Annotated in this window: 9 protein-coding genes and 1 pseudogene; 2 read left to right on the forward strand and 8 right to left on the reverse strand. The window is 59.5% G+C overall.

From position 1 onward, the window contains the following. Nucleotides 1–78: 78 nt before the first annotated feature. Nucleotides 79–2418, forward strand: a complete 2340-nt coding sequence (locus ACYCVF_RS36475; protein ID WP_459607590.1) for a N,N-dimethylformamidase beta subunit family domain-containing protein — start codon at nucleotides 79–81, stop codon at nucleotides 2416–2418. A gap of 553 nt (nucleotides 2419–2971) precedes the next feature. On the opposite strand, the gene ACYCVF_RS36480 is transcribed toward ACYCVF_RS36475, so the two are convergent. The 6 genes and pseudogenes from ACYCVF_RS36480 to ACYCVF_RS36505 all read right to left on the reverse strand — a co-directional run bounded on the left by ACYCVF_RS36480 (nucleotide 2972) and on the right by ACYCVF_RS36505 (nucleotide 10473). Next, entirely contained in the window at nucleotides 2972–3706 is a 735-nt protein-coding gene (locus ACYCVF_RS36480) for a TetR/AcrR family transcriptional regulator C-terminal domain-containing protein (protein WP_459607592.1), read from the reverse strand. Nucleotides 3707–3993: 287 nt separating this feature from the next. Continuing rightward, nucleotides 3994–4635, reverse strand: coding sequence for a TetR/AcrR family transcriptional regulator (locus tag ACYCVF_RS36485; RefSeq protein ID WP_459607606.1), 642 nt, complete (start codon nucleotides 4633–4635; stop codon nucleotides 3994–3996). 18 nt (nucleotides 4636–4653) lie between these two features. After that, nucleotides 4654–6252 (reverse strand): annotated as a pseudogene (locus tag ACYCVF_RS36490) (MFS transporter); the annotation flags it as partial. Next, nucleotides 6249–7277, reverse strand: a complete 1029-nt coding sequence (locus ACYCVF_RS36495; RefSeq protein WP_459607608.1) for an HlyD family secretion protein — start codon at nucleotides 7275–7277, stop codon at nucleotides 6249–6251. The pseudogene ACYCVF_RS36490 and the gene ACYCVF_RS36495, both read right to left, overlap by 4 nt. A 233-nt stretch (nucleotides 7278–7510) precedes the next feature. Continuing rightward, the gene (locus ACYCVF_RS36500) at nucleotides 7511–8725 is read right to left on the reverse strand and encodes an NAD(P)/FAD-dependent oxidoreductase (RefSeq protein ID WP_459607594.1); all 1215 of its coding nucleotides are present in this window, start codon (nucleotides 8723–8725) and stop codon (nucleotides 7511–7513) included. A gap of 794 nt (nucleotides 8726–9519) precedes the next feature. Next, nucleotides 9520–10473, reverse strand: a complete 954-nt coding sequence (locus ACYCVF_RS36505) for a helix-turn-helix transcriptional regulator (RefSeq protein ID WP_459607596.1) — start codon at nucleotides 10471–10473, stop codon at nucleotides 9520–9522. 368 nt (nucleotides 10474–10841) lie between these two features. On the opposite strand from ACYCVF_RS36505, the gene ACYCVF_RS36510 reads away from it, so the two are divergent. After that, nucleotides 10842–11768 (forward strand): helix-turn-helix domain-containing protein, encoded by a 927-nt coding sequence (locus ACYCVF_RS36510; protein ID WP_459607598.1) that lies wholly within the window; start codon nucleotides 10842–10844, stop codon nucleotides 11766–11768. A 30-nt stretch (nucleotides 11769–11798) separates the two neighbouring features. Here the strand turns inward: ACYCVF_RS36510 and ACYCVF_RS36515 are convergent, their stop codons facing one another. Beyond that, entirely contained in the window at nucleotides 11799–12662 is an 864-nt protein-coding gene (locus tag ACYCVF_RS36515; protein WP_459607600.1) for a catalase, read from the reverse strand. Nucleotides 12663–13378: 716 nt separating this feature from the next. Beyond that, the gene (locus tag ACYCVF_RS36520; RefSeq protein WP_459607602.1) at nucleotides 13379–14323 is read right to left on the reverse strand and encodes an MBL fold metallo-hydrolase; all 945 of its coding nucleotides are present in this window, start codon (nucleotides 14321–14323) and stop codon (nucleotides 13379–13381) included. Nucleotides 14324–14892 lie beyond the last annotated feature (569 nt).

The raw sequence follows: 14892 nt of genomic DNA on the forward strand, positions 1-14892 counted from the left end.
ATCGCGCTTTGGAGCTAGCTGCAACACGCTGGATGGGGCAGGCGCCTCGCCCAGCTTCTCGATTGGAAACTCCGCACCATGGCGCAGATCAAGATATTCGGCTACGCAGACAAGATCTCGGTGAAGCCCGGCGATACCATTCAGTTCCACGTCAGTGCCGACGGCACCTCCACCGCTGAAGCCCATCTCGTGCGCTTGATCCACGGGGATGAGCATCCGCTCGGTCCGGGATTCATCGAGGAAGAGATCGATTGCGTCGCCAACGGCACCTGGGGGGTCGAGAAGCAATTCACGCAGGTCGGATCCTTCCTCGAGGTCGCCGATCCCGGCCGCAAGCTCGCGCTGGATGGCAGCATCACGCTTTGCGCGTTCATTTGGCCGACATGGCCGGATGTCGGACATCGTCAATGTCTGCTCGGCCGCTGGGACAATGACAAGAATCACGGTTACGGCCTCGGAATCAATCCGAGCGGCAGGCTGGAGTTCTGGGTCGGGAGCGGGAATGAGGTCGATTATCTGCAGGCGGAGCTGCCGTTGCAGAAACAGGCCTGGTATTTCGTTGCGGCCACCTTCGATGCCCGGAGCGGTCGTGCCACCCTCTACCAGGAAGGGGTCGTCAACCGTTACAACAGCCTGCTCGGCAAGGTCGCGCCGGTAGAATATCGCTCGCATGTGTCGGAGGTGTTTCGGTTCCGGCAGAACAACCTAGCCGATACGCCCTTCCTCGTGGCCGGCTCACGCGACTGGCACGCGCTGCGCGGCCACTTCGTGTCGCAGCTCTACTGCGGGAAGATCGATCGCTGCGGTGTGTTCGATCGGCCCTTGACCCGCGAGGAGCTCGACGCGATCCGCTCGGGCGGTCAGCCTCCGTCATACGGCATGGTGGCATATTGGGACACCACGAAGGGTTACACCGATCATGGCATCGGCGATGTCGTGGTCGACATCGGACCAGACCGTCTCGACGCCAAGGGTTACAACAGGCCGGTGCGCGCGCAGACCGGCTACAACTGGAACGGCCGCAACGACTGTTTCCGTCTCGCCCCGCATGAATACGGCGGCGTCGAATTCCACGCCGATGCGATGATCGACAGCAACTGGAAGGTCACCAAGGCGCTGCAGCTGCCTGCAACCCTGCGCAGCGGCGCCTACGCGATCAGGCTGCGCGGTGGCGACGGCAAGGGCATGGCTGAGGAATACATCGTCTTCTTCGTGCGACCGCGCGTGCCGACAGGGCGTATTGCCCTCCTGTTTTCCACTGCGACCTATCTCGCCTATGCCAACGAGCGCTTCGCAACCGACGGCCACATCGTGCAGCCGATGGCTGGTCAGCCGCCGACGATCTCCGAGGTCGACATCGAAATCTACGAAAATCCGGAATTCGGCGGAGGCTGCTACGACTCGCACGCGGATGGCGCCGGCATCTGCTACTCGAGCTACCATCGCCCGATGGTGAACATGCGGCCGAAATATCGGATCTCCGCGTTCGACCTGCCCTGGAATTTTCCAGCGGATCTCTCGATCCTGGCCTGGCTCGAGCACAAGGGATACGACTACGACATTTTGACCGATGAGGATGTTCATCTGGAGGGTGTCGCCGCAATGGCCCCCTATGCGTGCATCCTGAATTCCAGCCATCCGGAATATCACTCCGAGCGGATGCTCGATGCGCATGAGGACTACATCGCCGGTGGCGGACGGTTCATCTGCATGGGCGCCAACAGCTTCTGCTGCAATGTGGCGTTTCGCGACGACGAGCCATGGATCATGGAATGTCGCAAGACCGGTGGACACTGGATAGCCTGGGCGGCACGACCGGGCGAGTACTATCTCGCCACGACGGGGCAAATGGGCGGAATCTGGACCGGCTTCCAGCGCTGGGGGCAGAAGCTGGTCGGCAACACGTTTGCCGGCGAAGGCTTTGCCCATAGCCAGCCCTATCGGCGGATGCCGGACAGCTATGATCCCGCGCTGGCTTGGATCACCGAGGGGATCGAGGGGGAGCTTATCGGCGATTTCGGCCTCGGCAACGGTGGAGCGGCCGGCATCGAGATCGACTGCTACAAGCTGGGGTTCGGCACGCCGCCCAACACCAAGATCATTGCATCCTCGGGTGGTCATCCGGACAACTACATCGCCCACGACGAGGAGGGGACCCACGCGCATCAGGGTTTCAGTGGGACGCACAACTATATCCTGCGGGCCGACATGGTGTATTTCGAGGGGCCGAACAACGGCGCGGTGTTTGCTACCGGATCCATCGCATTCTGCAGTGCCCTGCCGATCAACGGATTCGAGAACAACGTCTCGCAGCTTCTGGGTAACCTGGTGGATGCGTTCGTCAAGCCGGGGCCGTTGCCCAGCTCGGTAAGCAAGTCCGGAACGAAGGCAACGGGCGTCAAGCGTCTCGCCGTCTAGTCGGCATGGGCAAGTTAGATATCATTGGCTGGATTTAGCTCAAACTTGCCCATGATGGACCGGACTGGCTGATCTCGGACCCCGTTGCACGATACTTGATTATGCGAGCCCAACTTGGATGGGCGAGATATTTGGACCGCAGGTTTTGCGCCAGCAGGCAACAGCTCCTGTGCGATTGCGATCAAGCGTTCGGCAATTTTGAAAGTCGCGGGTTCAACGCTGTTGTCGCGCATTTCCTGTTCGTCAAGCGCGCGCCTCTGATGTCAGCTATTGGGCGTAAACCGGCCGTCGCTATTCGCGCGGTCCACCGCCGGTGTTGACCCAAAACAGACCTCTGGACGCAGGCTCGATTTTCGACCGGCCGGGTTTGCATCACGCAGGAGCGCCGAGAAGTCGACCTGCAGAGGGCGAGAAACAAGGTCAAATATGGCTGCTCGGCGCTGTCCTCATAATCCGCAGCGAAAGTGTCGGAGCAAAACAGGCGCAGTCAGTCGTCAACCGTTCTACACTATCTTTCTAAACCATCACCTCTGATGGGGCGAAATTTGCTCGATCAATGCCGAGCTACTGCCGCTCGCGATGTGCTCCGTTTTGCTTTGACGAGCGCGACACCGTCGAGAAAAGCGGTCACGGCCATACGGGTTCTAGAATCGATCTCCGAAAGAGTTGGTATGTCGCGGAGCTGAAGTATAGCCTCCAGATGGACATTCCCGTGGAGCATTGCGAGGAACTGGCGGGCGCCACCCTCGCAATCCTCCAAGTCGATTTCTTTCGTCACCTTCGCTCGTTCTAGGATATTAACTAGGGCCGCAATGGCGGGCTTTGGTCCATGTTGCACATAGGCCCGGGTCGCATCGGGGTAGCGGTCCGCTTCAAGGATCGCAGTGTAGCAGACTTCCAGCAACGATGGGGTCATCATTGTCTCAAGAAGGTTGCGCCCGATGATGATAAGCAATTCCCTTAATGGCAGTGAAAGCTGGTCGGCACTGACACTCAGCGCGTTGGACGAGTGATAGCCGACAATCTTGGTAAACTGGTCAGTGAGAAGCTGCTGAACATCCTCGCGGCGAGTTGACTTCTCCCGAAGTAGCTGCCGGTAAAGACCGTGCGGCGTCCATACCCAGCTCGAGCGCCCAAGGAGGAACGCCGACAGAACCGCGCAGTTGGACCAACCACGAATTTGGCTTGCTCTGCCTGGGACCGCTTCACGTACCCGAAGGATATCGCCAGTCGCACCCCAGCGCAGAAATCGGACCGCACCGGCCGGCGGCAGGATCGTCACCATCATCCGAGTCCACCACGGCTCCACAAGAAGCCAGCTCCCCGTGCCAGTCGGGCGCATTGCGAAGACGTGCTTGTGCCTGCGGTGGACGAAGCGATGCCACCACTGCCGTCTAAGGCCGGGCACGAAACAAACGACCCAATCGGCGGCATCGACAGTCACCAAAGATCCATTTTCGTCGATGTTTTTGGCCAGGTCTGGCGGGACGTCGCCTAGGAGAGTCTCACTGGAAGACCTCTCTCTAAGGCGTCTCAGCCAAGACCACGTCGGCCAGGCAATGTCGTTACCCGCACTCATCGGATGATGCTCCTTGAGCTAGAGCAGCCACTAATGAAGCTTTCGATGCTGGCTGCCACGCGGTCAGCTACTGCTCTCTCCTGCCGCAGTGCAGGGCTCAGCATGAGTGTTTGGTAAAGTGGCTCCCTCAGCATTCCCAGCAACTGCTCCGCGTGCAATTGAGCGTCCGCTACCGATAAGATCCCACGTTCGCTCGCTATTGAGAGAAACTTCCGCAGCTCGAGGACGACTGCTAGCTGACCCGCCGCATGCACCCGCCGCTTGAGGCCGGGATTGTTTCCACCTTCGGTCATCAACATTCGAATGAATCCGACGAGGGTGGTCGAATATTCCTGCCAGGCAACCCGCCCGAACTCGTTGAGGGTCTCGCGTGCGTCCTCTATGGTGCTTGGCCGCGCTCTCGTGACCAAGGGCTGCGACATCAAGGTAGCCTTGTGTTCGGCGATCGCGACGATGAGATCGTCGCCACTTTCAAATGCCCGAAGGACCTCTTCCTTCGACAATCCAGCTCGATTCAGAATTCCATCCAGATCGACGGGCGCGTCGCAGGCGCGAGCGAGAACTTGGCTGACCGAGAGGACTATGTCTTCACGTAGCTCGGATCTCTCTACGGTGCTGTTTTCTCGAAGAGGCTTCATCGCGGCATTTGTGCAAAGCACCCCAGTCCTGGATAGCTGAGCGGCGCGCCTCTTTGCATGCAGGGCGAAAGCGACCTTGATCGAGACCAGCACCGGCGCGGCGACGACGAACAGCAGCGCGATTGCAGCAAACGCGGTATCGAAAGCAAGCACGGTGGACTGACCGGTGAGGGTTAGGCCGAGCAGACCCATCGCAGCCCGGCCGGCAGCCACACTGTCCATTCCTTTTGCCGCGAGAATGGCACTCATCGCCGCGAGCCGCTCTCCGACCGCAGGAGTACCTGCAGTTACACTGGCCCCAAGCACAGTCGCATTGGCGGCTGCATTGTAGTCGATCATAGTCTGCAGCCCGGCAACTCCCAGCAGTCCGCCGAACTGACGTCCCGCATTGAAGAGGCCAATGCCGGCTGTACGGTTTTGATCACTAAGCTCACTGAAGGCGATCAACGTGATCGATAGGAAGAGAAAGCCGAGTCCAAAGCCCCGCAATAGCAGGGCGGCCATCATGTCCCCGGGGCCGCTTTCGCTGGTTGAGCCGGACAGCATCCACATCGCCGCCATGATCATCAGGATGCCAAAGGGCACGGTGCTGAATGGTGGCGCGCCGCAAGCATGCATGAGGAATGCGGCTACGAGTAGCGCGGCGACGAAAAACGCTCCGCTTGGAAGCAATAGCTGTCCCGCATCGGTGGCCGTGAACGCCAGGACGGAGACGGCGAATGAGGGGATTAGAAAGGCGCTCCCGAACAGGGCCGCGCCAGCGACGAAACTGACAATGAAGGCAAAGGAGAAATCGCTCGACCGAAACAAGGTGAAGTCGAGCAGACCTCGGCGTCTAGCCAGCGCCTGCTGACCAAGCAACGCCAGCAGAGCGGCTGCGCCGATCAGGGTGATCCAAACTATGCGCGGCTCTTCAAACCAGCGCCATCGGCTGCCTTGATTAAGAACATAGGTTAGGCAGAAGAATGTAACCGTCACTAGCGCGAAGCCGGTCCAGTCGAAGGGAAGGCGGGTAAGAGCAAAATGTCTTGGCGCGTCCGTAGTTAGCAGAAATCCGACTGCAGCGAGGGCCACCGGAACGACGCCGAAGAAAATCCAGGCCCAGGACTGGCTGTCGATCAACCATCCCTGAAGCGCCGGGGCGACGGTCGCGGGTGCGACGACGGATCCCATTGCAAACAGGGCCTGCAGGATTGGTTGGCGGGAATGGGGGTAAGCCAGAAAGATGAAGGACTGGCCGGCGACAAGCAAGGTTCCGCCGGAAAAGCCTTGGATAATGCGCAGTGCGATCAGTAGGTCCAAACGATATGTGATGGTGGCGATTCCGCAGGCCGCGCCCAAAATCAGCGTCGATGCGATGATTACGCCGCGTGGATTGATGTGAGTCATGAGCCAGGCGGCTGCCATGAAGCCAATGAGCTTCGAAGCAGTATACCCGTTGTCGAGCCACGCGAACTCATCCGGCGTTGCGTGAATATCTCCAATGATATCGTTACGTGCGAGAGAAAGCGCGGTGCTTGCAATCGCCTCTGTCAGCGCGGAGAGCACGATTCCCGCGACCAACAGGCTTCCTGCATGCTTGGTGCCGCCTGATCCGGCATAGGAAATCCCGGTCACGTGCCGCTCCCTCGATCGATTTCGACGCGCGCGGAGAGGCCAGGCACGACCCGGCCGGGCAACGGGTTCCTGGCCAAGCGGATTTTCACCGGAACCCGTTGCACGACCCGGATGAAGTTGCCTGTCGCATTGTCGGTAGGCAGCAGGGTGAACGCAGATCCGCTGCCGGGCGCAAAGCTATCCACCACGCCATCGATCGCCTGGTCTGGGTAGCCATCCACAGTGATGAGGGCGCGCTGGCCAGGACGTATGTGTTCGATCTGGCTTTCCTTGAAGTTCGCTACTACCCAGACGTTGTCGACCGGGACTATATCGAGCAGTGACGTTCCAGGTGCGACAAGCCGGCCGACGCGGACCTGACGGTTGCCGATAACGCCATTGATTGGCGCATGAACCACTGTGTGGTCGAGATCAATCTGGGCGAGATCGCGTGCGGCCTGTGCCTGCGCCACGGCAGCAACGGCGGCTCCGCGCTGACTTGCGAGAACAGCGATGCGCTGTCGCTGGGCTTCTACCGTCGCCGAAGTAGCCGCCAATCCAGCCTCGGCTCTCAATAGAGCCGCATCACTCTCGTCGACTTGGGCTTGGCTGACGGCGCTGGTGCGGATCAACTCTCGACGGCGATCCGAAGCTTTGCGAGCAAGGTTCATCTCGGCCACGCTTGCAAGCTTTTGCGCTTCGGCTTGGCGGATCAGCGCATGCTGCAGCTGCATCTCCGCATCGACATTGGCGAGGCGGGCCTGGGCCGCATCGACATTGGCATCCGCCTGCGCAAGTCGAGCGCGGTAGTCCCGGTCGTCGATGCGGAGCAGAACGTCGCCTGCGCGAACGGTCTGATTATCCCGAACCTCCACGGCAGTGACGTAGCCCGCGATCTTGGGCGCAAGCGAAGTCATCTCACCACGAATGTAGGCGTTATCGGTGAACGTCTCGTTCGACCAAGCATAGGCCCAGCCGCCGGCCACGAGGGCGACGGCGCCAAGGCACAGCCCTAGCCCTACAATCCTCTTGTTCCTCGGATTCATCACCGTTCGCTCCTTCGATGTTTCATTGACGACCGTTCGCGTTTGCACTTTTTGAGCAAACCCGTGCCGCTCCACAGAACCACTGCTCCTTCACCCGCTAGCCAGGGGCCGATCGGGAAAACGAATCAGCTTGGAGGAGGCTCGCGCACGGTGAAATTTGTATCGACCACATTGAAATGATCCGACAATCGGCAAGCCGCGCCCTTGGGCCGGATAGCGCGGCCCGTATCGGCTTAAAAGCCGCTCACATCAGTGACGCGCTCAGGATCGGCGGATGCTAACGCCACGACACGTTCCGCCTTTGGCGGATAGATCCACACGGTGTTGATCTCCTGCTTGGTTCTCTTGGCGACATCGCCGGTCATCTTGACCTTGCGTTCCCAGCCGCTCGTGAAGAGCGCGCCTGCCTCGCCGAGATCTAAGCAGGTCACGTAACCCTCCTGGTGATATGGCTTGGGGCGAACGCCTAGGAGCTCGGCCGCGGCATTGTTGCCAGCGAAAGCACCCATGCGTGTGGCGTGCTGGCAAGACATCAGTGCGTAGTTTCCAGCGTCGTCGCAGGCGGCGCGAGCGGCATCACCGGTTGCAAAGACCCCGTCGATTCCAGGTACGCGGAGATTGCGATCGACCAGTAGCCGGCCGAAGCTGTCGCGTTCAGCAGGAATTTGCGCCGTGAGAGGCGCTGCGCGAATGCCAGCTGCCCAGATCACTGTCTCGGCTTCAATGTACTCGCCGTTCGAAAGCGTGACGCCAAATTTGTCGAGGGCGGCGACGCCTGTGCCGAGCCTGGTTTCGATGCCCAGCCTGCGAAGTGCGTCCTCGATGACGGGGCGTGGGCCCTCGCCCATATCGGGCGCGATTGCTGGATTGCGATCCACGATAATGACGCGCGGCTTGGCATCCTCGCCCAGGATCTCGCGAAGTCGTGCCGGCATTTCGGTCGCCGCCTCAATGCCTGTAAATCCACCGCCTGCAACCACGACGGTGTCGCGCCCATTGCTTGCCGGTCGGCCGGCCAGGCTGTGCAGATGCTTGTCGAGGGCAATCGCGTCGTCAAGCTGGTCCACTGAAAAGCCGTGGTCGGCAAGCCCCGGAATATTCGGCCGAAACAGCCGGCTACCAGTTGCCACCACCAGCCGATCATACGAGAGCGACTTTCGCGTCCCCTTAGGGGTCGCGAGTTGTACCATGCGGGACTTGGCGTCGACTGCCTCGGCACGGCCCTGCACGTAGACGACGTCGATAGCGTTGAGGACGTCCAGCAGAGGCGCTGTCAAAGTTTCGGGCTTTTGTTCATAGAGTCGAGGGCGAACGACCAGGGTCGGCTCTGGCGCGACCAGCGCGATCTCGAGCTCCTCGGGTGATGCGCCTTGGATGTCGCGGAGGCGGGCGGCGGAAAGTGCAGCATACATGCCGGCGAAGCCGGCGCCGATGATGACGATTCGCATGTAGTTATCTCCCATGGTTTGAATCCCTCAGGCAAACGTGGATCATTGCCGCCGGGCGATTGTCGGCGAGAAGCTTGATCGGTTAGAACGCGAAGATGTGGAACGAAGGGGCTGGCGTTTAAGGGGGAAAGCAGTTCGACGACGACCCCTGTATCGAACCCGCCGTGCCTGGCGGTGAGCCGCGCTGGACCGCGAGCGGCCCAGCCGCTCGTCTCAACCAGTGTTCTTCGGACATGCCATCATTCATCATGATGGAAAGAAGCGCATGAGATCGTTCTACGGCTTGCGCCGGGATTTGAATCTCTTCACCCGCTGCTGAAGTGAAGCGAATAGAAAGTGAAAGTCCGTACAGAACCGCGGAAGTGACTGCCTTGCGCCGCCACGTCCTTCCTAATGGGGCTGGATCTTTCCCAATCATTGTTGTCTCCCGCTGTCGTAGAGTGGGCATAGTGAGAATCTATCCGACCCAATCTTCGGGTGCGCCAGAGCGATTGCCGTACCTGTAGAGCGATTGCTGGTAGCGTAGCCGCTCCGCCGGTCTCGGCGTCCAGCTGCGGCACAGTCTTCACGCCTTTTAGCTGCGGAGCGGTGCTCCGACGTCAAGCAGCGATGCGTTTCGAGAACGCCGAGCTGAGTCCTATGCAGAAGGCGCGCGCGATTCGTTTTCAGCTTACCCCGCCTGCTTAGAGCTGCGAGGGTCCTCCTGAACAAGCCAAAATCGTTGCGGAGCAAATCTCTGCGCGATGCACAGCTGCGGCGGACCGTTGCAGAGTTGGTAGCTGCGGAGAGGGGTTTTAGCGCACGCGCCGGCGCCAGTCGCTCGGCGTTTCTCCAGTTTGCTTCCTGAACGCCGCGGCGAAGGCGGTCTGAGAGGAATAGCCAAGGGCGGCTGCGATCGAGACAACTGCTTCATCGGTGTCGCGCAGCATGTTCATGGCCTGCTCGAGCCGGTGCTGGCGCAGCCAGCCATGTGGCGAAAGCCCGGTGCTTTCCTTGAAAGCACGGCAGAAATGGAATCGTGACAGACCGGCACCCGACGCTAGGGCAGCGAGCGAGACGTCCGCGTCGCTATCTGAGCGTAATCGCTCAAGTGCGCCTGCCAGGACTTTCGGCGAAAGTCCACCCATTGCCGGCTGCATTGTCATTGGTGAGCCTGTATGTGCAGCCAAAAGGCGCGTGGCCAGGAGTTCTATCAATTGATGTCTGAAAAGCGTATCCAAGGTGTCATTGCTCTCCAGGACATCCGCCGCGCTCAACAGCAATCGGGATGTGATCGGGTCGGGATGCGCCGTCCGCTCCAGGAGATCGATCGGCTTGGCCGTGTCGGCTTCATCAGCGACGCGTTTGAGTACGGTTTGCGGAAGGTAGAGTTGGACGACATCAACAGGTCTCGGAATATCCCATCGTGAGGTTGATCCTTCTGGAATGATAATCAAAACGCCGCGTCGAAATGTTCCTCTCGCGACTGATCGACCTGTTCGCCGCTCCATGCGCTGCATGAATCCATTGTAGGCCATGATGACATGGTGGCTCATAGGCTCAACGACGTCATGCAGTGGATCGTGTTTCCAATGTGCGATCGCGCTTCCGGAGGGATCCAAAGCCATGCTGACCGGTTTGGTGTGAAGCACGCGCGCCATCTCCACATCCGCAGAACGGCGCTCGCCAATCGGCAAACCGTGCTGGTTCGTCTCGGAAGCGTCTCGGTGGTTTTGGCAGGAACGATCGTGCAACATCTGCTGGCTCATGAAGCTGTCCTCAGTGCCGAGAATTGCCGTTAAGAGCAGTCGGTGTTCTAGACGGACCAAAAGCCGAACATCTTGCTCAAACTTCTGATGCTTTGCCTGATTCTGCTGTAAGGGGCGGAAGGGCGCCCGCGCGCGACTAAATCGCGCAGGGCCGTAGGCACTCGCTGGTTGCTGCTGCCAAATACAAAATGAAGTGGAAGAGGTTGGGAATGGTCAATCACCCTGACTTTGTCAAAAGGTCAGGTTGGTCACGGACGTGTGACTAGAGGTACTATAGTGAAGGAACTAAATCGTTTGCTGGCTGGTCCAATTAATGGGACCAACCAACGCACGACTGTAGCCTTTCATCTTCACCAATGGATCGTCCCATGGCTGCTGCAGGCGCTTTCGGCGCAAGGCTCGGAGAATTCCTGCACCTTAAGGATGCGCCTCCATCATTGGTCACGCGTTCACTTCGTGGCGTTGAACTTGCCGTCACCGAAACGCGCGATGACAACCCCATACCCGGTCTGTCCGGCTCTCTGATGCCGGAGGATGCCTTTCTGGTAAGCCTGAAGCTTCACGATTATCCGGACTGCGAACTCTGGGAGCGGGGAAAGTGCATCATGAAGCGAGACGTCCGGGCGGGCGCAACCTATTTGTACGACCTCAAGCGCGATCCGCGCTATGTGATTGACAAGCCGTTTCATTCCCTGTTTTTCCATATTCCGCGTTCGGCGCTCGACAGCATCACAAAACAGTTCACCACCCAGCGTGTTGGCGATCTTGCGTGTGAGATCGGGGTAGGCCACGACGACAAGATCATCCATCACATTGGCGCCTCATTCCTGGAGGCATTGCGGCGACCCTGCGAGGTTAACCAGCTCTTCATCGATCACATGATGCTCGCGCTCACCGCGCACGTCGCAAAGACCTACGGTGGACTTCGACGCAACACCGAGCTGACCCGTGGCGGCCTTGCGCCATGGCAGCTCAAGCGCGCTTGCGAAAGGCTGGAGGCCGACCTGGGTGGGACCGTCTCATTGCAGCAGATGGCAGCAGAATTCGATCTCTCCGTTAGCCACTTCTCGCGCGCTTTTCGTGTTTCCACTGGCCTACCGCCGCACCAGTGGCTGCTGCGGCAGCGCGTAAAAGCGGCCAAGCAGTTGATGACGGTCCGCGACCTGCCTCTGTCAGAAATAGCGGTGTCGGCGGGATTTGCTGATCAGAGTCACTTTACGCGTGTGTTTACCTCTGTGATTGGCGTCAGCCCGGGAGTATGGCGTCGCGAAATGCAGGGCGCGCCGGAAAGCTAAATGTGATCGAGCCACAGCGGGCTCGTCCGTTTAGCAGCGCCTCTTCTGTGAGAGCGCGTAGGTTGCGCGGCGGGCCGCAAACATCTCGTCGGGCGGGTAACCGATACCATCAGCCAGAGTGGCAGGATTGAACCCAGCATCGCCGCACGCATGGTTTGCTTCAACACCAGTAATCACGATCGTTCCTAGCCGCGCTGCCTCGCGGCCGTCCTCATCGGGCCACCGGACGGTTACATCCATGACCGGATCGCCGGGCCGGTCCAGCAGCGCCATTACGCTGAACCTGATCTTCCGAGCCTCGATCTGGGACTCGAGATCTTCGTGCAGCAGCTCGACCGGCTTTACTCTGATCTTGACCTTAGGCTCGATCGCCTGCTCGCCCACTGGAGCAATCTTAAACTTGATGAACCTTGTTTCACCCTTCGCATTTGTCGCGGGAAACGCGTGTACCCCCCAATAGGTTGTAGAGGCAAAGCTTTCGGCCGGCGGATGCGCGGCGATATAGTTGGCTTGATTAAGAGTCTCCGGATTGGCAGCGGAGAATGAATTGATCTTCTCCACGTCCGGCTTACCGTCTGGCCGCGCAAAGTGCGCCTGGAGATAGGCGAACATTTGATCAACGGTCCTCGCGAAATAAACGGGGGCATTCTGTGTGAAGAGTTCCGAGCGCTGATCGGCGCTGCCGAGCCGGAAGCTGAAGCCGTGCAGCATGCTGTTCTTGTTGTCGAGGCTTCTATCCACCGAGAAGCGTGCTAGCACGCGCGATGGCCTGGTAAAGCTCTCCGATCTTGTGATTTCCCTGGCCTGGTCTGATGGGACATAGGTGCCGCGAACGCACCGACCGGTGGCGAAGCTCGCACGTACCTTTCCCGAAACACCAGCTGCCTTTTTCATTGCAGCGACGATGGATGCGGGGCTAGCAGCGCCGCTAAAAAACTTGGGCAGGGGCGGACCTCGATATTTGACTTACGAGACACTCTGGGTTCAGAGCACAATGGGCGTCTTTTCCGAATCCCACATACCTTGCAGGATCCTGCGAAAAGCTGGCGCGAATGCTTGCCTCTCATCGACTAGAGTGAAAGCGGTAGCTCGAGACATTGCAGTGCTATCTGCACCTGCCGACAGAACCTCCGAGAGGACTAGCCCCATTTCGTGTGCCGGAGGTCAGCTCGATCACTGCATCGGTGTTGCGCAGCATGGTGCGGTACTGCGGATATGACACGCTCAGAACTGAAGTGACCCGGCGTTGCTGTTTGGCACGCCACTTTGGTCCCGGGCCACGCATGTAGTGCAATTCGGGCCGGTAACTATCGCGTACATCCAACCATAAGTTCCCAAGAGTACCTGCGATGTCGGACAAGATTTCGGTCCATCTCCGAACAAAATCAGATGTTGTGAACGAGCGTGCCGAACCTGGTCCGATTGCCCGGGGATGGAAAATGTTCCAGTTCATCTTTCTTCTCCAGCCGGTTTAGGTGTTCGAACTGTGAGAGGGTGCGAGCGCGACACCGCTGCCAAGCGAGTCCCGTGAGCACCTGCAAGGCAATGAGTTGAGCTAGGGCGTGAACCCGCCAACACCAGGAGGACGCGCCCTAGTTCGGTTTAGAGGGTCAGTAGTCCCAAATGATCGGTACCCAACGAAAGACGTCGCCCGTGACCGCTACCCTGCCTACTGAAGGAAATGGCAGGTGAGTGGCAACAAGCAGCTCACCGCTCGCCGCTAGCTCGCGTAGAAGAAGGACCCGAACGCGAGCTGCTTCTTCGGGGTCATGTTCGAACCCGTTGTGCCACTCGGGTTGGTCAAACCCGACCGTGAACACGGCGTCACCGGCGAACGTCAACCGGTCGGCGCCCGACGTCAGGCGAACCACACTGTGGCCGGGGGTGTGGCCGCCCGTGCGCCAGGCGACCACCCCTGGTGCCACCTCGTGCTTCTCGTCGAACGGCCGCAGCTGACTGCGGTATTCGTTCAAGAAGCGGTTAGCCGTTGCCCGAAGCGCATCTGGAAACCCATCCGGCATAGAAGTGTGGGAGAAATCGGGTGTCGCCCAAAACTCGATCTCGGCGGCCGCCACGTGGATCCGCAAGTCTGGACGGAGCCGGTCCTTCATCCCATCGACGAGCAGCCCGCCAATGTGGTCCATGTGCATGTGGGTCAGCACCACATCGGTCACGGAAGTTAGATCGATCCCGGCGGCCTGCAGCCGCTGGGCCGTCCGCCCGGCCCGCGGCAAGTTCGGGTTCACCCCTAGCCCAGCATCGACGAGTATGGTCTGACCGCCGCTACGCACCACGACCACGTTCAGCGGCCAATCGATCATTTCCGGCGGCAGGAACATGTCCTCCAGCCAAGCCGCCCTGACTGCGGGGTCGGTATCGTGTGCCAACATCTTCGTTGGCAGTGAAAGCATGCCGTCGCTGACCACGAGCACCTCGATGTCGCCGACCTTCAGCGCGTACCGCGAGGGAACCAGCTCGTCGAGCTCTGGTCCCCCTGCACGCTGCGTGTCGCCCAGATTCATGTTTGTCTGAGGAGTTCGGATCATCTCATTCATGTTGAAAGCTCCTTGTTCAGCTCAATGTTAGCGTTTCATCCTAGGTAGTCGCGCCGTTAAGATTGCAGCGCGTTAAATGCTGCGGAGGCGTTCGGTGACTGGTGACAGACACTCATTTCTGGTGTGCCGGCCCCTGACAGCTATCGGATCTGGCGTGCGACTGCCCCAGAGCTTTTGCTGTTGCTATAGAGGGATTGCTGCCGAACGAATGCTCTCTCTCCAACGGAGCCGACCTAATCGGAAGGTGAGGCAGGAAGCCGCCGCAGAAGTGCAGGCGCGGCACGCGGGCATCGAAGCAGGGCAACGCCATCGACTCCTCTTCGACAGAAAACGAGCGGCTTGCGCGACGGTCAGTGCCTTGTTCGAAGCGGCTCGCCCTAGGATCAGTCTTGGCCTATCTTACGAAATGGAGCATCGGCGGACGAAAGTCCGGTCATTGCATTAGGGTCTGTACTCAATAGGGATTCCATCCGGAATTCGGCTGTGATTCAAGCTTCTCAGTGGAAGGGAGGCTTGAATGGCAAAGCAGGTCTACTGGCTCAGCGATGCGGAATGGCGGCGGATTGAGC

The sequence above is a fragment of the Bradyrhizobium cedriense genome, from assembly GCF_054602315.1.